Below are 21,056 nucleotides of genomic sequence, written 5' to 3'. Positions count from 1 at the left end.
ATATTCGTTCTATATTGAGCACAGCTGCGTTCGATTGAGCGCGTTTGCCGCGACTACGAAAGCGATCCGTCGGGAGGCCGAAGAATGCCAGCTTGGAACTACATCATCGTGGGGGGCGGAAGCGCCGGCACAGTGCTTGCCGCCCGCCTGTCGGAGGACCCGAAGTGCAGCGTCCTGTTGCTGGAAGCCGGCCCCGACTACCGGGCCGCCGACACTCCGAAAGAGTTCCGGGACCGGACAAAGGGACTCGGACTGGCACTGGAGGCACCTCGGAACGACCTCAACCCGGACTTTTACTGGCAGGGAATCACCGCCACCAGGGCGGCCGGCCAGCAACCCTTCCCCTACCGGCGCGGCCGTGGCCTGGGCGGCAGCTCAACCGTGAACGGCCTGTATGCCATCCGCGGCGTCCCTGACGATTTCGTGGAATGGGAACGGCTGGGGGCGGTGGGTTGGAGCCCGGAAACTATGCTCGCCGCCTACTGCCGCATTGAGGACGAGCATGACTTTCCGCGGTCGCCCCACCACGGCAAGGATGGTCCGACGCCGGTCTACCGCGAGCCCGAAGCTGGCTGGGGCGGCGTCGACCGCGCGCTGCGGGCTGCAGCAATGGACGCGGGCCATCCATGGCAACCGGACCACAACGAGCCACGGGCCACCGGCGTCTCGCCGATGGCCATGAACATCCGGAACGGGCAGCGGGTCGGTACCAACCACGCCTACATCGATCCTGCACGGGGCCGTCCTAACCTCACCATCCGTGGCGGTGTCCTCGCGGATCGAGTCACCTTTGAAGGAACGACGGCCACGGGTGTGGTGGACGCCGACGGCGCCGTGCATGGGCTCCTACACGGCGGCGAGGTCATCCTCTCCGCCGGATCATGCGGCTCGCCAGCCATCCTGATGCGCTCGGGAATTGGAAGGGTGGAGGACCTGGCCGAGGCAGGAGTCCGCCAGGTCGCGGATCTACCTGTCGGCCGTGGTGCGCAGGACCACGCCGTCACTTTCGTTGAACTGCCGGTGCGTCCCGAGGCCCAGACCTGCGTGGCAAACCGGCCAACGAACGTGGTTCTGCGTTACAGCTCCGGATTTCCCGGCAGCAGGACGAACGACATGATGATCATGGCCACCAACCACAACTACTGGTTCGGGAAGGAGACGGCGGGCCTGGCAGTGTCGCTGGAACAGCCCCTCTCCCGTGGGCGGATGTTGCTCCGGTCAGCCGATCCGCACGCCGATCCCCATTTCGAACTCAACCTGCTCTCCGATCCGCTCGACATGGCCCGGGTCAAGGACGGACTGGACCGTGCACGGCGGCTGATGGAGCACCAGGCGTTCCAGAGTATCGCCACCGGACCCGCCACCTGGCCGCGGGACGATGGCGAAATACAAGCTTCCGTCAAGGACACTATGCATCTCACCAGCACGGTGCGGATGGGAGACCGGGAGAGCCCTGACACCGTAGTTGATCCGCAGTGCCGGGTACTCGGAATGGAAGGGCTGCGGGTCGTGGATGCCTCCATCATGCCCACCGTCGTCAGTGCAAACACCTACCTGACCGTCCTGGCACTGGCAGACGAATTTACTCAGCGGCTCCTGCGGGAGCGCGACACCCTAGCCACTGCATACGAAGGACGGGCCTGATGCCGGATTTGAGCACCACTGGTCTCCACGACCTCGCAGCTTCCATCGCCGCCGACGCGCGGCACCTCATCGGCGGGAACCTCCAGAAGGGGACCGTTCACGCCGATGTATCAGCTCCCTGGGACCGACGCTTGAAGGTCAGCTACACCCAGACGGGACTGGATGACCTGGCCGCGGCAGTATCCGCCGCCCACACCGCCCGTCAGGGCGGCCGCTGGCACCGGTCCCAGGCGAGGAACTGCCTGCTCACCTTGGCGGACCTTCTCGCAGCAGAGCAAGACGTCTTCATCGGACTCATCTGCTTCGAGAATGGAAAGCTGGAATTGGCGGCCCGGGGCGAGGTCCTCGGGGCTATAGCAGGACTCCGGTACTGGGCGGAACAGGCGCCGTCCGAATCTGTCGTAACCCGCACGGAGGCCCGGCTGACCCGCCTGACCCGGGACCCGCTGGGCGTGGTGGCAGCTATCACGCCGTTCAATATGCCGCTGCTCATGATGGTCAACAAGATTGGAGCGGCATTGGCTGCCGGCAACACGGTCGTGTGCAAGCCCTCACCTGACACACCTCTTTCCGCACTGCACTTTGCCCGGCTGGCAGCCGGTGCCGTCCCGGCGGGCGTGCTCAATATCTTGGCAGGGGGACCGGAAACCGGCCCCGCTCTCACCGCCAGCCCGGAGGTCAGCATGGTCTCATTCACTGGAAGCATCGAGACCGGCAAGGCGATCATGGCTGCTGCTGCGCCGACCATGAAACGACTCCAGCTGGAATTGGGGGGAAACGATCCGGCCATCGTGTGCAGGGACGCCAATGTTTCCGACGTCGCCGTGAACATTTTCCGTTCCGCATTCGGCTCCGCCGGACAAGCCTGCGTTGCCGTCAAAAGGGTCTATGTCCACGAGGACCTCCACGACGAGCTCGCCGAGGAACTGGCAGCACTGTCTGCTCGAGCTGTTCCGGGCAGACCCTTCTCCGAGGACGCCACCATGCCTGCCCTGACGACCAGGCGACAGCTAGATCACCTGCGATGGCTGGCCGAGGACTCCCGGAAGCGCGGCGGAAAGTTCATCCATACAGGCGCGATTGACGACACGGTAGGCAACTTCGCCTCACCATCGATCGTTACCGGCCTCACCGACGGGGCCCCGTTGGTGGATGGGGAACAGTTCAGTCCTATACTTCCCCTTGTCCCCTTTTCCGACGTCGATCCCGTCGTTGATAACGTCAACGCGGGCCGTTTTGGCCTAGGCGCCACGGTCTGGACCGAAGACACGGAGCGAGCCGACCGCATCGCAGAAAGACTGGAGACTGGCATGATCTGGGTCAACGCACTCCCGCATCCAGACCCTACGGTTCCCTTCGGCGGAGCAAGGGAGAGTGGCCTGGGGCGTGAGGGTGGACAGGGCGGATTGGACGAGTTCACTGAAGTGAAATGTACTACCTTCAACTCAAAGGAAGCCCAACGATGAGCAGCCCTGAGCACGGCAGGACCAGCATCGGTTCGGCAGGCGAACACCGTCACCCGACGGGGGGCGGCCGGTTCGAATCCTTCGTAGACGCCGCAGTGACCAGGGCTGAGTCCACCCTCGAGTTCGAAGACCCTATGGTGCTGAAGCTGAGCCTGATGCTTCGGAAGGTAAACCAGCTGATGACGGATGATGCCAACCGCCAGGTCCATCAGGCTGAAGGATGGACGCAGGCCAGTTTCAGGGTGTGCTTCGGGCTTTGGGTCGCAGGCCCCATGCCGCCGCATCTGATAGCGGCAACGACCAATATGAGTCGGGCAAGCGTCTCCGCCGCCATCAAGAAAATCGAAGAAGACGGGCTCATTAGCCGCGAACCGTCCCCTGTCGATCAGCGCTCAACAGTCTTGCGACTAACTGACGCAGGCGAACAGGCGGTGATCAGGACCTACCAATCCCACATCGCTCTGGAACACCATTGGCTTGAGCCGCTCAATGAGACGGAACGGCTCATGCTCTTTCTACTCCTGAGAAAACTCCTCACAGGACCAGCAGCTTCCGAAGGCCGAAGCTGATCGCCGCAGCAGCGGTGACCGGGACAATCCCGGCGCGTAGACTCTCAGGCACCGCCAGCGAGAGGAAACCCGGCCATGAGCGATCCGCACCAGCCCGCGTGGTGGACCAGCGCCGTCGTCTACCAGATCTATCCGCGCAGCTTCGCTGACGGCAACGGGGACGGGATCGGGGACCTGCGGGGCATCCTCGCGCATCTTGACTACCTGCAGGACTTGGGCGTGGACGTCATCTGGCTGTCCCCGGTGCACGAGTCACCGCAGCGGGACAACGGGTACGACATCTCCAATTACCGCCGGATCGATCGGCTGTTTGGCACCGAAGAGGACTTCGACGAACTGCTGGGACAGCTTCATGTCCGCGGCATGAAGCTGGTGATGGACCTGGTGGTCAACCACACTTCCAGCGAGCATCCGGTGTTCCAGGAGGCCCGGAAGTCACGGGACAATCCGTACCGGGACTATTTCTGGTGGCGGGACGCACGGCCCGGCTTCGAACCCGGGGAGCCGGGTGCGGAACCGAACAACTGGGGTTCGCATTTCGGCGGACCTGCCTGGACCTACGAGCCCGAGACCGGGCAGTACTACCTGCACCTGTTCACCCCGCACCAGCCGGACCTGAATTGGGAAAACCCCGCCGTCCGGCATGCGGTGTATGAAACGATGCGCTGGTGGCTGGACCGCGGCGTAGACGGCTTCCGGATGGACGTCATCAATTTCATCTCCAAGGACCTCACCCTGCCGGACGGCCTGGTGACTCCGGGCAGTATCTGGGGAGACGGCTCCCCGCACTTCACCAACGGGCCACGGATCCACGAATTCCTCCAGGAGATGCGCCGCGAGGTCTTCTCCGGGCGCGACGGCGATTTCCTCACCGTTGGTGAGACCCCCGGCGCCACCGTTGAGCAGGCCCTGCTCTACACCGACCCGTACCGGGCGGAGCTGGACATGGTGTTCCAGTTCGAGCATGTGAGCCTGGACCAGGTGGGCGGGCGGAAGTGGGATTACCGGCCACTGAGCCTCCCGGATCTGAAGACGTCCTGGAACCGCTGGCAGCGCGGACTCGCGGACCGCGGCTGGAACAGCCTGTACCTGAGTAACCATGACCAGCCCAGGCACCTGTCCCGGTTCGGGGACGACGCCGGTTTCCGCTACGAATCGGCCACCCTCTGGGCCACCCTGCTGCACCTGCAGCGCGGCACCCCTTACGTCTACCAGGGCGAGGAGATCGGCATGACCAACGCCGGCTTCACCTCGATCGACCAGTACCGGGACGTTGAGTCACTGAACTTCTATGCCGAATCGACGGCACAGGGCATGCCCGCGGTGGAAGCCCTGGAGGCCCTGCGTGCCATGAGCCGGGACAATCCCCGCACACCGATGCAGTGGACAGCCGGGCCGAACGCCGGTTTTACCGAGGGGCAGCCGTGGATCGACGTCAGCCCGAACCATGCAGACATCAATGCCGAGACCGACCGTTCCACGGACAAGTCGGTCTTCCGCTACTACCAGGACCTCATCCGGCTGCGGCACACCCAGGATGTGGTGGTCCTGGGCGACTTCCATCTGGAAGCCCCTGAACACCCGCACCTGTTCGCTTACCGCCGCCACCTCGATGAAACGGCATGGTTCGTCCTCGCCAACGTGTCCGGTGACGTCCTCGAGGTTCCGCTGGGTCTCGCCTCGGACGGCCCGTTGATTCTGGGCAACTACGCCGAGCCGGGGGACCCCGCTGAACTGCGCCCGTGGGAGGTGCGGGTCCTGGACGTTTCTGCGACCGAGAGCTGGGTTGGCTAGGCTCGAACAACAGCCAGAGTGAAAGGAAGCGTCATGCCGAACTCCACCGTCCCCACCGTCACCCTCCGCAACGGACTCGAGCTGCCCGCCCTTGGAATGGGCACGTGGCCGATGGACAACGCGCAGGCGGCCGACGCCGTTGCCGCCGCAGTAGAGGCCGGTTACCGGCTGTTCGACACAGCGGAGAATTACGGCAACGAGGCCGGAGTGGGCGAAGGCATCCGGCGCAGCGGCATCGCACGCAGCGACGTTGTCATCACCACCAAGTTCAACAAGCAGTGGCACAGCCGCGACGGCGTCCGCCGCGCCTTTGACGCGTCTGCCCGGAGGCTCGGTACCGAATACATTGACCTGCTCCTGGTGCACTGGCCCAACCCGGACCAGGACCGGTACGTCGAAGCCGTCCTAGGCCTGGCGGGCCTGCTGGAGGAGGGCCTGATCCGCGGGATCGGCGTCTCCAACTTCAAGCCCGCCCACCTGCAGCGCCTTGCTGAAGCAGGCGTCATCCCGGACCTGAACCAGATCCAGGTGGATCCCCGGCACGTTCGGGAAGCCTCCCGCCAGGCAAACAACAGGCTGGGCATCGTCACGGAGTCGTGGAGTCCGCTCGGACGGGACGGCGGGTTGCTCGAGGACACCGTAGTCACCGCACTTGCTGCAAAATACGGAAAGAAACCCGGGCAGATCGTACTGCGCTGGCACGTCCAGCAGGGCCTGGTTCCCATCCCGAAGGCCTCGTCGCCGGCGCATCTCGAGGAAAACCTGGCGGTCTTCGATTTCGCTTTGGAAGAAACAGAAATCGCGGATCTGTCCGCCCTGGACACCGGGGAAGCCGGAATTCTGGACTCGGACAGCTTCGGTCACTGATCCCTGCCGCCTGCCGCCTCGCTTTCCGGCGGCAGGCGGATGCGTTAGCGTCAGGGCATGTCCCGCAGCCCGCTGATCCGCTCCCTGACCGCCCGCGCTCCCCGGTCCAGCCGCCCGCGCCGGGCCGCCGCCGTCGTCCTGGGCCTGTTCCTGGCCTTCGCCGGTACCAGCCATCTGACCTTCGCCCGGGACGAGTTCCAGGCCCAGGTCCCCGGATGGGTTCCCCTGGACAAGGACCAGGTGGTGCTGCTCTCCGGTATCGCGGAAATCGGGCTGGGGTCCGCGCTGGCCCTGCTGCCCAGCCGAAGAGTCCCGGTGGGTCTGGCTGCGGCCGCTTTCTTCGTCGCGATTTTCCCGGGCAATATCTCCCAGTACGTGACGCGGACGGACGGCTTTGGGCTGGATACTGACCAGTTGCGGTTCATCCGCCTGTTCTTCCAGCCCCTGCTGGTCATCTGGGCCCTCTGGTCCACCGGGGCCTGGCAGGCGCTGCGCAACCTCCGCCGGCACTGACGGCGGCGTAACCCGGCGCACAGCACGCCGTGGCCAACACCACGGCACTATATCAGCGGATTGTGAGCCGCGTTATGCAAGTGCCGGTTGCCGGGCCCCTAGGCTTAATGGAGGCACAGCGGCGCGGGCACTCCGGCCTGCGTGCTGGTCCCCTCCCCGTTCTGGAAAGGAGGACATACCTATGTTCCAGACCCGGACAAGCCAACGGACTTCACACCGGACAACCGCCCTCCTCGCAGGGATTGCGGTAGCCTCGGCCCTCGTGGCCGGAGGAGTTTCCGCCGTAGAAATGAGCTTCGATACCGCTCCCGCGCTCTCCAGCTCCGCAGCATCCGCTGCCGTTGAGGCGCAGGTTTAGAGCCGTTCCGGAAAAAGCCGGAAAAGGGCCGCAGGCAATTGCCTGCGGCCCTTTTTGCTGTTCCGGAGCAGTGGCAGAATGTCCCGCAGAACGGCAGCATCCACGCACCATCCCCAGGAGCTGATCGCATGGCCGCATCCCAGCGGGCACCCCACGGACCCGACTACGGCAACGTCCCCGTCATCGCCTCCGGAGTCATCGCCGGATTCGTGGCAGTTACGACGGCGGTGGTTTCCACGGGCGGCGCGGAGAACGAACTGCGCTGGCAGCTGGGGCTGGCTGCCGGGTGCATCACGTTCATCGTGTGCCTGCTGACCTTCCTGCTGATGATCATTGCGGGCAAACCGAACCCTGACTCGATGGGACACGGCTCGGGCGTCAACCGCAGGTTCGGAGCGGTTCCGCGCTCCGAGGACAAAGAGCCGGAGAATCCCGGACGGGATTAAAAAGACTGGGCGGCCGGTTTCCCGGCCGCCCAGTCTCTTCAGCGGGTTAGCTCCTGCTTCCCCGGCGGCGCTTGGCTGCTGCTACTCCTGCTCCGCCCGCGGCGATCAGTCCGGCACCGAGGGCCAGGAAGCCGCCTGCGAACTCAGCACCGGTGGACGGCAGTCGCTTCTTGCCCGGCCGGTCCGGTGTGGGACGCGGTGCCGGCTGCGTTGCGGTGTAGGTGTTGACGACGCGCAGCTCGGATGCCCCGGCGGCGGTGATGCCAACCGGTTCGGGGAGGACCGTGCTGACTTCCAGTCCGCTGCTCACGCCCGTTGCCGTCTCCGTCACTTCGCACTCAGTGCCCTGGGCCAGCCCGCCGAACGTGGACATCACCTCGCCGGTGGCCCCGGCCGGAACGGTCACCGTTTCATCCAGTACCGTTTCCTCGGCCAGGATGCAGACCACGTTCAGCACCACTTCTCCCTGATGCCCCGCGGCCGCACCGGCAATCTGCTTAGTGACGACGAGGGTTCCGGGATTGAAGGTGTAGGTGTTCGTCACCGTTGCTTCGCTGACCGTGGCCGCGGCTATGGTCACCGGTTCCGGCAGGACCGTCGTCACGGCGACGGCGTCCGTCGCGCCGCTGCCGGGTTCGGCGACCGCACACTCGGTACCCACGGGAAGGTCTTCGAACTCCTGTGTTTCGGTACCGGTGGTTCCGGCGGGGATCGTCACCGTCTCATCCAGCACGGTCTCGCCGTCCAAGGTGCACACGATGCCCAGGACAATGTCCTCCTGCGCGCCGGCTGCTTCGCCGTCGATCACCTTGCTGACGCTGAGCGAACCGGGATTGAAGGTGTACGTGTTGGTGACTGCGGCTTCAACCCCGGCACCGGCCGCGATGGTTACCGGGTCCGGCAGCACGGTGCTGACGCCAACCGTTTCCGTTGCGCCGTCCTGCGTCTCGGTGACGGTGCATTCGGTGCCTACCGCCAGGTCCTCATACTGGGTCGATTCAGTACCGGTGGAACCTGCCGGGATGGTGAACGTTTCGTCGAGGACGGTTTCGCCGTCCAGGGTGCAGACCGTTTGCAGGACAATGTCGTCCTGGTTCCCGGACGCTTCACCGTCGATGACCTTGCTCACGGAGATTGATCCGGGAGCGAAGGTATAGGTGTTCGTGACGGTGGCCTCGACGTCACCTCCGGCAGGAACGGTGAACGGATCCGGAAGATCCGTCTCCACCAGGATGGCCGGGGTGCTGCCGTCCTCCAGTTCCGTTACCGAGCAGGACGCCCCCGCCGGCACGTTCAGGAAGCGGCCGAAGACCGGGGAAGCCGCCTGCGGCGGGCCCTGGAAGGTCTCCTCCAGGACGGTCGCCCCGTTCAGCGTGCAGGTGACCTCAACCAGGACAGCTTCCTGGCTGCCGGCAGCCGGACCATCGAAATTCTTATAGACCGTGATGATGCCGGGTTTCTGCGTGTAGGTGTTGGTGACCGCGGCAGTTGCCGTGCCTCCCGCCGGGATGGTCGCGGTGTCCGGCAGGTCGACGACGACGGCGATCTCGTCAGTCTCGCCGGTGGCCGACTCCGTCACTGCGCACGCGCTGCCGGCCGGGATGTCCGTGAATGTCTGCGATTGCGGTGCGGTAGTCCCCGCCGGAATCGTGACCGAAGTGCTGAAGGTCGTGACGTCGTCGAGCCGGCAGAGGATGTCTATCTGTACCTCACCCTGCTGTCCCGCCGCTGCTCCGGCGATGGCCTTGGAGACAGTCAATGAGCCCGGGTTCACCGTGTAGGTGTTGGTGACGGTGATTTCCACACCGTCCTCCGCAGGAATGGTGACCGTACCCGTGGCCGGTTCAAACACTGTCTCGACGCCAATCTCGGTGCTGGACCCGTTGGCCGTTTCAGTGACGGTGCAGCTCGTGCCGGCGAGCAGGCCGGTGTATTCCACCGGATCGGTCTCGGTTGCTCCCGCCGGGATGGTGATCGTTTCGTTGAGGGTAGAGGCGCCGGTGCAGACGACGTTCAGCGTCACGGGGCCCTGCTGGCCCGCGGCTGCGCCCTCGATCAGCTTCCGGACTCCCAGGACACCGGTCCTGAAGGTGTAGGTGTTGGTAACGGCGGCTTGGACACTGCCGGCGGCGGGAACGGTGTACGTGCCCGTACCTGTGGTCTCCACAGCGATGCTGGTGGTTTCTCCGCTGCTGGTTTCCGTGACCACGCAGCTGGTGTTAGCGGGCAGGTTTCCGTACTCGGTGGGGGTGACCTCCGTGGCGTTGGCCGGGATGGTGATGGTGTCATTGACCACCTGCGTTTCGCCTGAGGTGCAGACCACCGTGAGAACTACCTCGCCCTGGGCGCCGGCAGCTTCGCCGGCGATGGTCTTGCCCACGGAGATCGTTCCGGGTACGAAGGTGTAGGTGTCCGTGACGGTGGCCGTCGCGGTGGTCCCTGCCGTGATGGCCACCGGGTCCGGCAGGACGGTGCTCACCGCTACGGTAGCCGTGGCTCCGTTGGTGGGCTCGGTGATGGTGCAGGTGGATCCCACCGGAATCTCGCTGAAGGTCTGGCTGACGGATCCCGTGGTCCCCGCGTCGATGTTGAACGTGAACTGGTAGCCCTCGCCGCAGTCGATGCTGATGGCTACGGCTCCCTGGCTGCCGGCTGCCGCACCGTCGATCGTCTTGGTCACGGCAAGGGAACCAACTTCGAAGAACTCCGCCTCCGCGGTGGCGTTGGAGGTCAGCGTCCGGGTGGCGGCGAGGATCAGCTTCTGGGCAGTGGTTGTTCCTGACGTGGCGCCGTCGTACAGGTACACGTTTCCTGTCGGAACCGATACCGCCGCCTGCGCCAGGATGGTGGCCGGCCCCGTGTCTCCGGCATCACTTCTCACCCATACCTGGGTCCCGGACTCAACCGGGTTGGTGATGGGCACGGTGCCGGCTGCGTCGGCATAGAGAGTGAACCCGTCGGACACGCTGACGGTAATCTCGGCACCTTCCTGCGCCTGCACGGTGTAGGGACCGGCCACGCCGTTCACCGAGGCCTCTGCCGCGGCAGGAGTGACGGAGATATCCGGTGCAGGAGGCTCGGTCTGGGGGCCGGCGGCGATGGTCGCGTTCACGATTCCAGCCACGGCCGAGTAGATCGGAGAGCCGGGCCTCACCACGTAGCCGTCGGTAAAGAACCAGATGGCTGCCTGCACTGCCGCCGCCCGCTGGTTGTTGTTGAGCCCCGCTGGCAGGTTGGAGGACGGATAGTAGGTATTCAGGATCCGCTCCACGTACCCGATGTTGGGGACATTGGCCTCGGACCAGGTGCCGTTGACGTAGCCGATGCCCACACGGGTAGAAGTGCGCAGGTCGATGCAGTACATCTGGGCGGTGGTGGTGCCCTGGGCGTCCTGGGTCTCGATGATTCCCGCGAAGTCAACATTCTCTGTTTCGTAGCCGGCGGGAATGGACGTGGGATAGGAATCGATGGGCCAGGTGGTGCCGACCGGCGGCAGCGCCCCGTTGACGGCCTGCCCAAATCCCAGGGACGTGATGACGATGTCCGTCTCTTCGGAGGTGCCCACCGGATCGTTCCGGACTGGTTCGCCTATGCGCGCCTGCACAGGGCCGGCGAAGGGGAGCAGCAGCAGGAATGAGAGCACCAGGACGGCGATGCCCCTGAGCCTTCGGAGCAGCTTGCGGCGTGTGGTTCCACGGCGGGCAGGAGACTGCTCAGTGTTCATGGTTCCCCTCGGGTGCGAGTAATGAGGTGGAAACGTTCCCGGGGTGACATTGGGACCCTTGTTTCCTACCCTGGCCGCCGAGACTAATCCCGCGCTCAACCCGCCACCAGAGGGGCGGCCCAATGTCCGGCCGCTAGGAGCGGATAATCCTCCGCTCCCGCGCCACAGCAATGGCGGCGGTGCGGTTATCCACACCGAGCTTCTCGTAAATGTGGACCAGATGGGTCTTGACCGTGGCTTCACTGATGAACAGCCGGCGGGAAATGGCGCGGTTGGACATACCGGTAGCGAGGAGCTCGACCAGCTCGATCTCGCGGGCACTCAGGGAAGGTGCCGGGTTACGCATCCGCCCCATCAGCCTCGCAGCCACTTCAGGTGCCAGGGCGGTCTGCCCGGCCGCAGCTGACCGGGCCGCATCACGGATACTGCCTGGCGGAGCGTCCTTGAGCATGTAGCCGCTGGCACCTGCCTCCACTGCTGCGAGGATATCGGCGTCCGTGTCGTACGTAGTCAGGACCAGCACCGGCAGATTCGGGTACTGCTCCTTGATTCGCCGGGTCGCCGTGACCCCGTCCATGCCCGGTGCCATCTGGAGGTCCATGAGCACCAGGTCGATTCTTCCGCCTACCGCAAACTCACGTTCAAGGATCCGCAGAGCTTCATCCCCGTTGGCCGCTTCCTCGGCGACGGACACGTCCTCGAACCCGGAAAACATGGCGCGCAGGCCGGCCCGCACTACGGGGTGGTCATCCACCAGCAGTACCCGCAGTTCAGCCACGGCTTTCCTTTCCTGTGCCTTGAACGGATGCCTGCGGCCCGGGTGCGGACCCGGCCTGCTGTGGTTCGGGAAGCGGAAGCCGGATTCCCACTGCCGTCCCTTCCCCCGGAGCTGATTCAACGTCCAGGCTGCCCCCCAGCGCTGCAATCCGGTCCGCGATGGAGATCAGCCCGTAGCCGGTGCCGTCCCGGCGCGGACCTGATCGGGCACGTTCAGCGTCCACATCGAATCCCCGCCCGTCGTCGAAAATATCCAGCGTGATATCCCCGCCAAGGAAGGCCAGCGTGACCACTGCCCGGCTGGCGTCCGCATGCTGGAGGACGTTGGCAAGCGTGGCCTGCACCGCCCGCAGCACAGCAACTTCGTAGGGTGCCGGCATTGGTACGGGGTCACCTTCCAGCCGGAAACTGCAGGCCAGCTGCCGGCCCTGCGCGGCGGCACGTTCCTGCACCGACTGGCAGACCCGGGCCAGGCGTTCCGACAGGGAGCCGCGGGCATCCTCCGGTTCGCGCAGGTCCCGGACGAAACGCCGGGCTTCGGACAGGTTCTCCGCAGCGGTGTCCTCGACCGTGTCCAGCCTGCCCCGCACGGTTTCGAGGTTCCCGCTGTCCAGCGCTTCGCGGGCAGAGCGGCTCATCAGCACGATGCTGGCCAGTCCCTGGGCCAGGGTGTCGTGGATTTCTCGGGCCAGGCGCTCACGTTCTTCCAGCACGCCCTGTTCGCGCTGGCTGCGCGCCAGTTCTGCACGGGTGCGGCGCAGTTCGTCCAGGGCTTCTCCCTGGCTGGTGACCTCCGCATACAGGGCCCGGTAGGCGAGCGCCATGATGACGGCGAATGCCGCTCCGATCAGCGGCCCCAGCAGCATCGCCGCGTGGAACTCCTGGGCGTGCGCCCACTGCGCGGCAACGACGGCGGCAGTGGTCACCGCAACGGTGAGGAGGGCCGGACGCAGGGGCAGCAAATGCAGCTGCAGGAAGAACAGCGGAAAGGCCAGCCAGGAAAAGTCCGGGCTGAGCAGCAGGAGCAGGGCCCAGAGACCGGTGACCACCCCCAGCCAGGCCAAGACGTGCCGCTCCGGATCGAAACGCAGCCCCCGGCGTCGCCGCACGCCGTCGGACGCGCGCTTTTCGGCGACCGTGCCCACCACATACACCGCAGCCAGCACGGCAGAAAGCAGCAGGGCTGCTGCGGAATTCCAGGACAGCGGAGCCATCAGGAGCATCCGTCCCACTGCAACAGCCAGCAGAAGGGCAAACCCGACGTGCAGGGCCAGGCGCAGCACACGCAGGACCCGCTCGCCGGCCCGCGGCCGGCCCAACTCGGCGGACATACCGCCAGCCTAGCCACCGGGTCACAGCACCGCATCAACCGAATGGTTGACCGCCCGCTGCACCCTTTGATGCGCCCGGACCGTACGGTCCACCGATGCCGGGCAGCCTCCCCGCCGGAAGAGTTGAAGCAGGGGGAAATCCCGAGAAAACCGGTCTACACGATCAAAGGAAAATCCACATGTACCTGGCCCTGCGAGAAATGCGCTTCGCGAAAGGCCGTTTCGCCCTGATGGGAACGGTCGTTGCGCTCATCAGCTTCCTGCTCGTGATGCTCTCCGGCCTCACGGCCGGCCTGTCCAACCAGTCCACCTCCAGCATCAAGCTCCTCCCGGCTGACGAGGTGGTCTTCGGCGCGCCTGCGGGCACCGAACCCAAAGCCTCCTTCACCGAATCCTCGGTCGCCCCCGAGCAGCTGCAGGCGTGGCAGGACGCGCCCGGGGTGAGCAGTGCCGAGCCGCTGGGCATCACCCAGGGACGCATCCAGGCCGGAGGCACGGCTTCCGCGGCGATCTTCGGAGTGAACCCCGGCGCCGGCACCGCGCCGGAGGGCGTTTCTCCGGGGAAGGCCGTGATCAGCCGGCAATTTGCCGATGATCTGGGACTGAAGCCCGGCTCGGAGGCGTCCGTCAACGGCCAGCCGTTCACCGTTGCCTCCGTGGTGGAAGACCAGTGGTACAGCCACACCCCTGTCATCTGGATCTCGCTCTCTGACTGGAAGGACGCGGCCCACACCGAACCGGATGTTGCCGGTACGGTCCTGGCCGTGGACTACGACGGCGGCACGCGGGACGGTGCCGCGATGGACGCTGCGAACAGCGCCGCCGGAACCACCAGCCTGGAACGCTCGGACAGCCTGACGGCGCTGCCCGCCTACAGCTCCGAGAACGGATCCCTGCTCATGATGCAGGCCTTCCTGTACGGCATTTCCGCGCTGGTGATCGTGGCTTTCCTCACCGTCTGGACACTGCAGCGCACCCGGGACATTGCAGTGCTGCGGGCCCTGGGCGCAACCCGTTCCTACGTGCTGCGGGACGCACTGGTCCAGGCCGCCGTCATCCTCGCCGCCGGGGCGGCAGCCGGGGGCCTGCTCGGAACCGCTGCGGGTGCCGTGGCCGCCACGGCTGCACCCTTCGCCGCCACCGCCGCCACCACGGTGCTGCCCGTTGCCGGCGTCTTCCTCCTTGGCCTGGCCGGCGCAGCGCTCGCCGTCCGCCGCGTCACCAAGGTTGACCCCCTCCTGGCCCTGGGCGGGAACTGATCCCCCGGGCACTCCACCAGCTACAGACAGGAACACTCCCATGAACAACACCACCACGGCCCTGGTCCTGAAGGACGTCACCCTCGAATACCCGGACGGGCAGAACAACACCGTCCGGGCGCTGGACAACGTCAGCCTGTCCGCCGTCCGCGGCACCGTCACCGGACTGGCGGGGCCCTCCGGTTCCGGCAAGTCAAGCCTGCTGGCGGTCGCGGCAACCCTGATCCCGCCTACCTCCGGAACTGTGGAGGTCAACGGGTCCGACGTCGGCGGGCTGGATGACACCGGCCGGGCCCGGCTGCGGCGGGAGGAAATTGGGATCGTCTTCCAGCAGCCGAACCTGCTGCCCTCCCTCACCGCCGTGGAACAGCTCGTTGCCGTGGCGCACCTGCGCGGCGAATCCACCGGCCCGGCTGCGGAGCGAGCTGCGGAGCTGCTTGGCATCGTTGGGCTGGGCGGGCAGGCGAGCCAACGCCCGCACCAGCTCTCCGGCGGCCAGCGGCAGCGCGTGAACATCGCCCGGGCCCTGATGGGGAACCCGTCACTGCTCCTGGTGGACGAACCCACCGCTGCCCTGGACCATGAGCGCTCCGCCTCGATCATGAAGCTGCTCCGCGAGGTCACGGAGGAATTCAAGGTGGCCACCATCCTGGTGACACACGACGTCGAGTTCCTCCCCCTGGCGGACGTGGTGGTGCGGATGCGGGACGGCGTGCTGACCCACCCGGCTCCGGTGGACACTCCCTAGTTACCCCGTTACCCCACGGACCGCGAAACGTGCCGCAGCCAGCGGCTCACGGTCTCCAGTTCCTCCTCGGTGAATCCGTTGGTGATGAGGTGGTTGAGGTCCGTGATTGCCGCCCGGACATCCTCAAGGGCGTCCTCACCGGCTTCGGCAAGGTTCACCCGAATGGTCCGGCGGTCCTCCGGATCAGGTTCCCGGTGGATCAGCCCGGCCTGCTCCATCCGTGCGAGCAGGCCGGAGGTACCGGCAGCGGAGCCGTGCAGCGCGGCTGCCACCTCGCCGGTGGTGGTTCCGGGCGCGGACGCGACGTGGAAGAGAACGCCTGCGGCCGGAGCGCTGATTCCGCGGCTGCGTCCCCGGCGGCTGATCCACCGTGCCAGCCGCCGTTCGGCTTCCAGCGTGAGGAAGACCAGCCGAGGAGGTTTGCCGGATTTCATGGCCCGGTAATCCCCGCGCGCTCTGCCAGCCAGCCGGCGGCGTCCGGCCACAGCACGGCCCCGGGACCACGGCGGAAGTACCCCATATGCCCGATTGCCGGCACACCGGCGTCGGACGGCGCGTAGGTCCGGGTCTGGACCTGCGCGTTGACCAGCTGGCGGGCAATCACGCCGATCTGCGCGGGCGTCGCCCAGGGGTCGTCATCCAGGCCCACGCACAGCACGCTGGTCCGCACGCGTGCCGTCCGCTCCCGGGCATGCATGGTGGGGTCGTCGAAGAAGTACCCGGGGGTCCTGGACCATTTGCTCCACTCCAGCATCGCAGCCGCGGGCATGTCCTCCCCGAGCCCCATCCGGCGCCCGGGAACGTAACCCAGCACCCGTGCCGAGCCGGGACCCAGTACCCGCAGGATCAGTTCCACCCGTGCCCGCTCCGCCCGGTCCGGAATTGAACGGGTGACCCCGGCGTGGGAAGCCACGGTCATAAACCCGAGCAGCCCTTCTCCTCCGTTGTCCAGTGCGAGTGCATGGCCGCCCAGGCTGTGCCCGACGGCCACGTGCGGCAGGTCCGGATACCGTGCGCGCAGCCACGCCGCGGCTGCCGGAACGTCCACGTCCATCCAGTCCCGCATCCGCAGCCGCCGGTTCTCCCGGGCGCTGCCGGAGGATCCGGTTCCGCGGTAGTCGTAGGTCAGGACGGCGAAACCCCGGGTGGCCAGATACTCGGCAAAACCGCTGTACAGCCGCTGCGGAACAGCGGTGGCCGGATGGATGGCGACGGCGGCCTGAGGGCCGCCGTCCGGCGGCAGCCGCAGGATCCCGCTCAAACTGTCCTTGGTCCGCACGCCAATGCTGACGTGCTCTGAAGGCGCCCCCGGCAGCCCAATATTTCGCATGCGAAATACCATAGGCCCAACTTTCTGACTGCACCAGAGCCCCCTCACTGGCTTCGGAACCGTTGCGTTAAATGACCTTGTGGCGTTTGCCAGTTTCGCCTCCGGCTCCCGCACCATCGCCCTCAGTGACACCTGGACAGCCCTGACCAACTTTGACCCTTCCCGGGATTCCCACCTGCTCGTGCGCCAGCTGCGGCTGCCACGCACGTTCCTGGCCATCACGGTCGGCGCGGCCCTCGGCCTGGCCGGCGCGCTGATGCAGGCGCTAACCCGCAACCCCCTCGCCGAACCCGGCCTGCTCGGCGTCAACGCCGGCGCTGCCTTCGCGGTAGCCATCGGCCTGGGGTTCTTCGCTATGCGTTCCCCCTACGAGTACATGTGGCTGGGCTTCGCCGGTGCGGCGGCTTCCTCCGTGCTGGTTTACCTGCTGGGACGGGCGCACGACGCCGGGACCAATCCCGTTCGGCTGGTGCTGGCCGGTGCAGGGCTCTCCGTCATGCTGGGTGCCGGCACCAAGATCATCCTCATCGGCGGACCGGACGAGACCATCACTGCCTATGCCGCCTGGGCCTCCGGCTCCCTTCAGGGCCGAGGATACGACGTGCTCCCCTGGGTCCTCGGAGCTTGCCTGGCAGCCATGCTGGCATCCCTGCCGCTCTCCCAAAGCCTGGATTCAATGTCACTGGGCACTGACCTCGGCCGGACCCTGGGCGTGCGGATCCGCCGAACCTGGGTCCTTGGCGCCTTGTCCATCCTTGTACTGGCAGGCGCGGCCACTGCCGCAGCCGGCCCCATCGCGTTCCTGGGCCTGGCGGCACCGCATGTGGCAAGGCTGATCACCGGACCCAACCACCGGCGGCTGCTGCCGCTGTCGATGCTCTTCGGGGCCCTGCTGCTGCTGTTCGCCGATGTTGCCGGCCGCCTGGTGGCCGCACCCGCTGAGATCGGTGCCGGAGTCATGAGCGCGCTGGTTGGTGCCCCCTTCTTTATCGCCCTCGCCCGGCGGCGAAAGCTGGCAAAGCTGTGATCCGCTCCGAACCCTCCCGAACCCGCACACTCTCACTGGGCCCCTTACGCCTGCGCTACCGCCGCCGGACACTGGTGACCGGCGCAATACTGGCAGCTGCCGCCGTCGTCCTGGGCCTTGCCGGCATGCAGACCGGGACCATCTCGCTGGCCTTCGGCGACGTGCTGGGTGCACTATTTGGCCAAGGCGAGAACCGCAGTATCAAAGTCATCCAGAAGATCAGGCTGCCGCGCACACTCACCGCCCTGGGCGTCGGTGCATGCCTTGGTGCAGCCGGCGCCACGTTCCAGTCCATCTCCCGCAACGCGCTCGGCTCACCGGACATCATCGGCTTCACCACCGGTGCGGCCACCGGAGCGGTGGCCCAGATCATCCTGTTCGACGCCGGCCCCGGCGCCACTGCACTCGCAGCGGTTGCGGGCGGCCTGCTTGCCGCCGGCATCGTTTACCTGCTCTCGCTCAGCGGCGGCGTGACCGGGGGCTACCGGCTCGTCCTGATCGGTATCGGCGTGGGAGCCATGCTGACCGCCGTCAACACCATCCTGCTGGCAAAGGGAGACTCGGACCTCGCTGCCGAGGCACATCTGTGGCTTTCCGGATCCCTGGCGGCGCGCAACTGGGGACACACGGTGCCGGTACTGGCCGCCGTCGTACTTCTGCTCCCGGTGCTGCTGGCGCTGTCCCGGAACCTGAACCAGATGGAAATGGGCGACGACGCCGCGCAGGCGCTAGGGATCCGCACCGAGCGGACGCGGATCCTGGCCATGACCGCGGCCGTGGGACTCACTGCCGTGGCCACGGCAGCCGCGGGACCGATCGTCTTTGTTGCCCTTGCGGCTCCGCAGCTGGCCTCCGGCTGACCCGCTCCACGGGCGTCCACATAGGTACCGGCGCCCTGATGGGCGCGGTGCTGGTGGCCGGCTCGGACCTGCTCTCCCAGCGCCTGCCAATCCAGGCCGCGGTGCCGATCGGCCTGATGACCGGGCTGGTGGGCGGCGTGTACCTGCTCTGGCTCCTGACCCGCAGCAAGCAGGTGTAACCATGACCAGCAAGGAGAATCCCATGGAAGACGTCCTTTCCGGCCGAGACCTGACCATCGGTTACGACGGCCGGACCGTCTCCGAGCACCTGGATGTGGTGATTCCGCCGGGCTCATTCACGGCCATCATTGGCCCGAATGCCTGCGGCAAGTCCACCCTGTTTGCGCGCCCTTTCACGCTTGCTGAAACCCCAGGCCGGCCAGGTGTTCCTGCAGGGAAAGGACATCGGGTCCTACCCCACCCGGGAGGCAGCCAGGCGGCTAGCGCTCCTGCCGCAGAGTTCGACGGCTCCGGACGGGATCACCGTAGCGGACCTGGTGGCGAGGGGACGCTTCCCGCACCAGTCGTTGCTGCGCCAGTGGTCCGAGGAGGACCAGAGCGCGGTCAGCGCTGCCCTGCAGGCGACCGGAGTTCAGGACCTGGCGGACCGGACGGTATGCGAACTTTCAGGCGGGCAACGACAGCGCGTGTGGCTGGCCCTTGTATTGGCGCAGGACACCCCGGTGCTGCTGCTGGACGAACCGACAACCTTCCTGGACATATCGCATCAGCTGGAAGTCCTGCGCCTGTGCCGCACCCTGCACCGGACGGGCAGGTACACGCTGGTGACCGTGCTGCATGAACTGGGACTGGCGTTTCGGTTCGCGGACCACGTGATTGCCATGAAGGACGGGCGGATCGTGGCGCAGGGGGCGCCGGCGCAGATCGCGACTCCGGAGCTCATGAAGGAGATCTACGGAATTGACGTCCTCGTCATTACGGACCCTGCCACCGGTGGTCCGATGGTCGTACCCCTGGAACCCGAGTACAGCGATGCGCGCTGAGACACCGGGGGCTGCACCGGCGTTCCTGCCACCTCGCGAGCCTGTCCCCCAGCCACCGGCCGCCATCCATGTCCTGCCCGGGCATTTCCGCGCATACTGGGACTCACTGTCCGGACCTGAACGCGTGCAGCTACTGACCGGACGCGACGCCTGGGAAACCCCGCTCATTGAGGACGCGCCCGACGCAGGACCGGATTACCGTGCCGTGACCTTCCTTTGCCGAAACCCGGAGGCATCCGCCGTGATCCTCTCCGCGAACGCCATGGTTCACCCGGACACCCTCGGATCCTGTGAGTTCGAAGCCCTGCCGGAAGGACTGTGGGCACTGACCTGGATCATGCCGGCTTCATGGGAGGCCAGCTACCGGATCACCGTACATAAAGGGCCCGGTACACCGCCCTGGCGTACGGCTGTGGACCGCCGCGGCGTCCGCCTGGCAGCAGACGCCGGAGGAACGGATCCCCGCAACCCGGCGCGGTCCACCGGCATGTCGGGAGCGGCGACGTCGGTGGCCCGGCTGCCTGCGGCGCCCCCATCCCCGTGGCTCGCAGCCCCGGTTCCCGCTGCAGCGGACGGGTCCATTATGGGCGTGGGGCTCCGCCTAAACGGACTGGCTCCGGCCGGAGCCGCGGCAGGAACCGGAACTGCTGCCGCGCACCACGTCCACGGTGTCCCCGGGCTGGAATTGCGCCACGTCCGTGACCGGCACGCCGGCAGGTCACGCAGGGTTTGGCTGTACCGGCCGCACCAGCCCCAGTCGGGCCCGGCTCCGCTGCTGGTCCTGCACGATGGCCAGGTGTGGGCGCAATACCAAAACCTCGCCGCCACCCTGGATGCAGCCATCGCTGACGGCACGCTGCCGCCGCTGTACGTTGCGATGGTGGACTCGGTGGACGCAGCAACACGGGCACGGGAGCTACCCGGACCGACCGGCACTGTGGATTTCTCTGCCTGCGACCTCATTCCGGAGCTGCGGCGCTCGCTGCCGCTGTCACCGGATCCCCAACGGACCATCGTCTCAGGGGCCAGTTACGGTGGCCTGGCTGCCTTGTGGCACGTGGCCCGATACCCGGAAACGTCCGCCGTCGCCCTGGCGCAGTCGCCGTCGCTGTGGAGGTACAACCTGGAGGAGCCGCTGCTGTCAGTCTCCGGCCGGATTCTGGTCCGGGTGCAGGCCGGAGTGTACGAGCCGAGTATCCATGTCCCGGCGCAGGCTCTTCACCACACGCTGGCTGCTGCCGGGGTGGACACCGGATTCCGTTCGATTACCGGCGGCCACGACTGGGCATGGTGGCATCCATGGCTCATCCGGGGACTGGCAGGAATCCTCTAGCGGTGC

General features: G+C 66.4%; 18 protein-coding genes and 1 pseudogene. 14 read left to right on the top strand and 5 right to left on the bottom strand.

Going from position 1 to position 21,056, the window contains the following annotated elements; all coding sequences use genetic code 11:
* The first annotated feature begins 84 nt into the window (after positions 1-84).
* From ACSLGO_RS11440 to ACSLGO_RS11410, 7 genes are all read left to right on the top strand, one after another.
* The gene (locus tag ACSLGO_RS11440) at positions 85-1,644 is read left to right on the top strand and encodes a GMC family oxidoreductase (protein WP_436401148.1); all 1,560 of its coding nucleotides are present in this window, start codon (positions 85-87) and stop codon (positions 1,642-1,644) included.
* Positions 1,644-3,110 carry an aldehyde dehydrogenase family protein gene (locus ACSLGO_RS11435; RefSeq protein WP_263127739.1) on the top strand — a complete coding sequence of 489 codons (1,467 nt, stop codon included), beginning with the start codon at positions 1,644-1,646 and terminating at the stop codon, positions 3,108-3,110. The genes ACSLGO_RS11440 and ACSLGO_RS11435 overlap by 1 nt, the downstream gene beginning before the upstream one ends.
* Positions 3,107-3,679 carry a MarR family winged helix-turn-helix transcriptional regulator gene (locus ACSLGO_RS11430; RefSeq protein WP_176697509.1) on the top strand — a complete coding sequence of 191 codons (573 nt, stop codon included), beginning with the start codon at positions 3,107-3,109 and terminating at the stop codon, positions 3,677-3,679. Before ACSLGO_RS11435 ends, ACSLGO_RS11430 begins: the two co-directional genes overlap by 4 nt.
* 75 nt (positions 3,680-3,754) lie before the next feature.
* Complete coding sequence (locus tag ACSLGO_RS11425; RefSeq protein WP_325786036.1) at positions 3,755-5,473, top strand: alpha-glucosidase; 1,719 nt, start codon at positions 3,755-3,757, stop codon at positions 5,471-5,473.
* 33 nt (positions 5,474-5,506) lie between these two features.
* Entirely contained in the window at positions 5,507-6,340 is an 834-nt protein-coding gene (locus tag ACSLGO_RS11420) for an aldo/keto reductase (protein ID WP_436401147.1), read from the top strand.
* A gap of 57 nt (positions 6,341-6,397) precedes the next feature.
* Complete coding sequence (locus ACSLGO_RS11415) at positions 6,398-6,853, top strand: DoxX family protein (RefSeq protein ID WP_152273932.1); 456 nt, start codon at positions 6,398-6,400, stop codon at positions 6,851-6,853.
* Between the two features lie 486 nt (positions 6,854-7,339).
* Positions 7,340-7,657, top strand: a complete 318-nt coding sequence (locus ACSLGO_RS11410) for a hypothetical protein (RefSeq protein ID WP_091601335.1) — start codon at positions 7,340-7,342, stop codon at positions 7,655-7,657.
* Positions 7,658-7,703: 46 nt separating this feature from the next.
* Here the strand turns inward: ACSLGO_RS11410 and ACSLGO_RS11405 are convergent, their stop codons facing one another.
* From ACSLGO_RS11405 to ACSLGO_RS11395, 3 genes are all read right to left on the bottom strand, one after another.
* Positions 7,704-11,381 carry a thioester domain-containing protein gene (locus tag ACSLGO_RS11405; protein WP_436401146.1) on the bottom strand — a complete coding sequence of 1,226 codons (3,678 nt, stop codon included), beginning with the start codon at positions 11,379-11,381 and terminating at the stop codon, positions 7,704-7,706.
* A gap of 133 nt (positions 11,382-11,514) precedes the next feature.
* Positions 11,515-12,159, bottom strand: coding sequence for a response regulator (locus tag ACSLGO_RS11400; RefSeq protein WP_263127749.1), 645 nt, complete (start codon positions 12,157-12,159; stop codon positions 11,515-11,517).
* The gene (locus ACSLGO_RS11395) at positions 12,152-13,489 is read right to left on the bottom strand and encodes a sensor histidine kinase (RefSeq protein ID WP_325786040.1); all 1,338 of its coding nucleotides are present in this window, start codon (positions 13,487-13,489) and stop codon (positions 12,152-12,154) included. Before ACSLGO_RS11395 ends, ACSLGO_RS11400 begins: the two co-directional genes overlap by 8 nt.
* Before the next feature lie 179 nt (positions 13,490-13,668).
* Here ACSLGO_RS11395 and ACSLGO_RS11390 point away from each other — a divergent pair, with 179 nt between their 5' ends.
* Both ACSLGO_RS11390 and ACSLGO_RS11385 read left to right on the top strand, forming a co-directional pair.
* Positions 13,669-14,748 (top strand): ABC transporter permease, encoded by a 1,080-nt coding sequence (locus ACSLGO_RS11390; protein WP_436401145.1) that lies wholly within the window; start codon positions 13,669-13,671, stop codon positions 14,746-14,748.
* Positions 14,749-14,788: 40 nt separating this feature from the next.
* Positions 14,789-15,496, top strand: coding sequence for an ABC transporter ATP-binding protein (locus ACSLGO_RS11385; protein ID WP_263127752.1), 708 nt, complete (start codon positions 14,789-14,791; stop codon positions 15,494-15,496).
* A gap of 8 nt (positions 15,497-15,504) precedes the next feature.
* Here the strand turns inward: ACSLGO_RS11385 and ACSLGO_RS11380 are convergent, their stop codons facing one another.
* Together ACSLGO_RS11380 and ACSLGO_RS11375 are read right to left on the bottom strand one after the other, a co-directional pair.
* Positions 15,505-15,930 (bottom strand): MarR family winged helix-turn-helix transcriptional regulator, encoded by a 426-nt coding sequence (locus ACSLGO_RS11380; RefSeq protein ID WP_277664809.1) that lies wholly within the window; start codon positions 15,928-15,930, stop codon positions 15,505-15,507.
* Positions 15,927-16,826 carry an alpha/beta hydrolase family protein gene (locus ACSLGO_RS11375; protein WP_436401144.1) on the bottom strand — a complete coding sequence of 300 codons (900 nt, stop codon included), beginning with the start codon at positions 16,824-16,826 and terminating at the stop codon, positions 15,927-15,929. Before ACSLGO_RS11375 ends, ACSLGO_RS11380 begins: the two co-directional genes overlap by 4 nt.
* A 79-nt stretch (positions 16,827-16,905) precedes the next feature.
* On the opposite strand from ACSLGO_RS11375, the gene ACSLGO_RS11370 reads away from it, so the two are divergent.
* The 5 genes and pseudogenes from ACSLGO_RS11370 (at position 16,906) to ACSLGO_RS11350 (ending at position 21,050) form a co-directional block, all read left to right on the top strand.
* Positions 16,906-17,853, top strand: coding sequence for a FecCD family ABC transporter permease (locus ACSLGO_RS11370; RefSeq protein WP_436401143.1), 948 nt, complete (start codon positions 16,906-16,908; stop codon positions 17,851-17,853).
* A 74-nt stretch (positions 17,854-17,927) separates the two neighbouring features.
* Positions 17,928-18,713, top strand: coding sequence for a FecCD family ABC transporter permease (locus ACSLGO_RS11365; RefSeq protein WP_436401142.1), 786 nt, complete (start codon positions 17,928-17,930; stop codon positions 18,711-18,713).
* 38 nt (positions 18,714-18,751) lie between these two features.
* The gene (locus ACSLGO_RS11360) at positions 18,752-18,892 is read left to right on the top strand and encodes an iron chelate uptake ABC transporter family permease subunit (RefSeq protein ID WP_436401141.1); all 141 of its coding nucleotides are present in this window, start codon (positions 18,752-18,754) and stop codon (positions 18,890-18,892) included.
* 2 nt (positions 18,893-18,894) lie between these two features.
* Positions 18,895-19,717: pseudogene (locus tag ACSLGO_RS11355) on the top strand (ABC transporter ATP-binding protein).
* Positions 19,707-21,050 carry an alpha/beta hydrolase-fold protein gene (locus ACSLGO_RS11350; RefSeq protein ID WP_436401140.1) on the top strand — a complete coding sequence of 448 codons (1,344 nt, stop codon included), beginning with the start codon at positions 19,707-19,709 and terminating at the stop codon, positions 21,048-21,050. Before ACSLGO_RS11355 ends, ACSLGO_RS11350 begins: the two are co-directional and overlap by 11 nt.
* Positions 21,051-21,056 lie beyond the last annotated feature (6 nt).

It is taken from the genome of Arthrobacter sp. IK3 (genome assembly GCF_051337705.1).
In the GTDB taxonomy this organism is placed as follows: domain Bacteria; phylum Actinomycetota; class Actinomycetes; order Actinomycetales; family Micrococcaceae; genus Arthrobacter_B; species Arthrobacter_B koreensis.
Note: the sequence above shows the minus strand (reverse complement) of the source record. Positions and strands in the feature narration are given on the sequence as shown.

What these genes read in the sequence shown, in the direction of transcription:
- ACSLGO_RS11385 (WP_263127752.1), top strand. Translation starts at nt 14,789, where the DNA reads ATGAACAACACCACCACGGCCCTGGTCCTGAAGGACGTCACCCTCGAA.
- ACSLGO_RS11390 (WP_436401145.1), top strand. Translation starts at nt 13,669, where the DNA reads ATGTACCTGGCCCTGCGAGAAATGCGCTTCGCGAAAGGCCGTTTCGCC.
- ACSLGO_RS11380 (WP_277664809.1), bottom strand. Translation starts at nt 15,930, where the DNA reads ATGAAATCCGGCAAACCTCCTCGGCTGGTCTTCCTCACGCTGGAAGCC.
- ACSLGO_RS11375 (WP_436401144.1), bottom strand. Translation starts at nt 16,826, where the DNA reads ATGCGAAATATTGGGCTGCCGGGGGCGCCTTCAGAGCACGTCAGCATT.
- ACSLGO_RS11350 (WP_436401140.1), top strand. Translation starts at nt 19,707, where the DNA reads ATGCGCGCTGAGACACCGGGGGCTGCACCGGCGTTCCTGCCACCTCGC.
- ACSLGO_RS11410 (WP_091601335.1), top strand. Translation starts at nt 7,340, where the DNA reads ATGGCCGCATCCCAGCGGGCACCCCACGGACCCGACTACGGCAACGTC.
- ACSLGO_RS11405 (WP_436401146.1), bottom strand. Translation starts at nt 11,381, where the DNA reads ATGAACACTGAGCAGTCTCCTGCCCGCCGTGGAACCACACGCCGCAAG.
- ACSLGO_RS11425 (WP_325786036.1), top strand. Translation starts at nt 3,755, where the DNA reads ATGAGCGATCCGCACCAGCCCGCGTGGTGGACCAGCGCCGTCGTCTAC.
- ACSLGO_RS11440 (WP_436401148.1), top strand. Translation starts at nt 85, where the DNA reads ATGCCAGCTTGGAACTACATCATCGTGGGGGGCGGAAGCGCCGGCACA.
- ACSLGO_RS11415 (WP_152273932.1), top strand. Translation starts at nt 6,398, where the DNA reads ATGTCCCGCAGCCCGCTGATCCGCTCCCTGACCGCCCGCGCTCCCCGG.
- ACSLGO_RS11430 (WP_176697509.1), top strand. Translation starts at nt 3,107, where the DNA reads ATGAGCAGCCCTGAGCACGGCAGGACCAGCATCGGTTCGGCAGGCGAA.
- ACSLGO_RS11420 (WP_436401147.1), top strand. Translation starts at nt 5,507, where the DNA reads ATGCCGAACTCCACCGTCCCCACCGTCACCCTCCGCAACGGACTCGAG.
- ACSLGO_RS11435 (WP_263127739.1), top strand. Translation starts at nt 1,644, where the DNA reads ATGCCGGATTTGAGCACCACTGGTCTCCACGACCTCGCAGCTTCCATC.
- ACSLGO_RS11360 (WP_436401141.1), top strand. Translation starts at nt 18,752, where the DNA reads ATGGGCGCGGTGCTGGTGGCCGGCTCGGACCTGCTCTCCCAGCGCCTG.
- ACSLGO_RS11395 (WP_325786040.1), bottom strand. Translation starts at nt 13,489, where the DNA reads ATGTCCGCCGAGTTGGGCCGGCCGCGGGCCGGCGAGCGGGTCCTGCGT.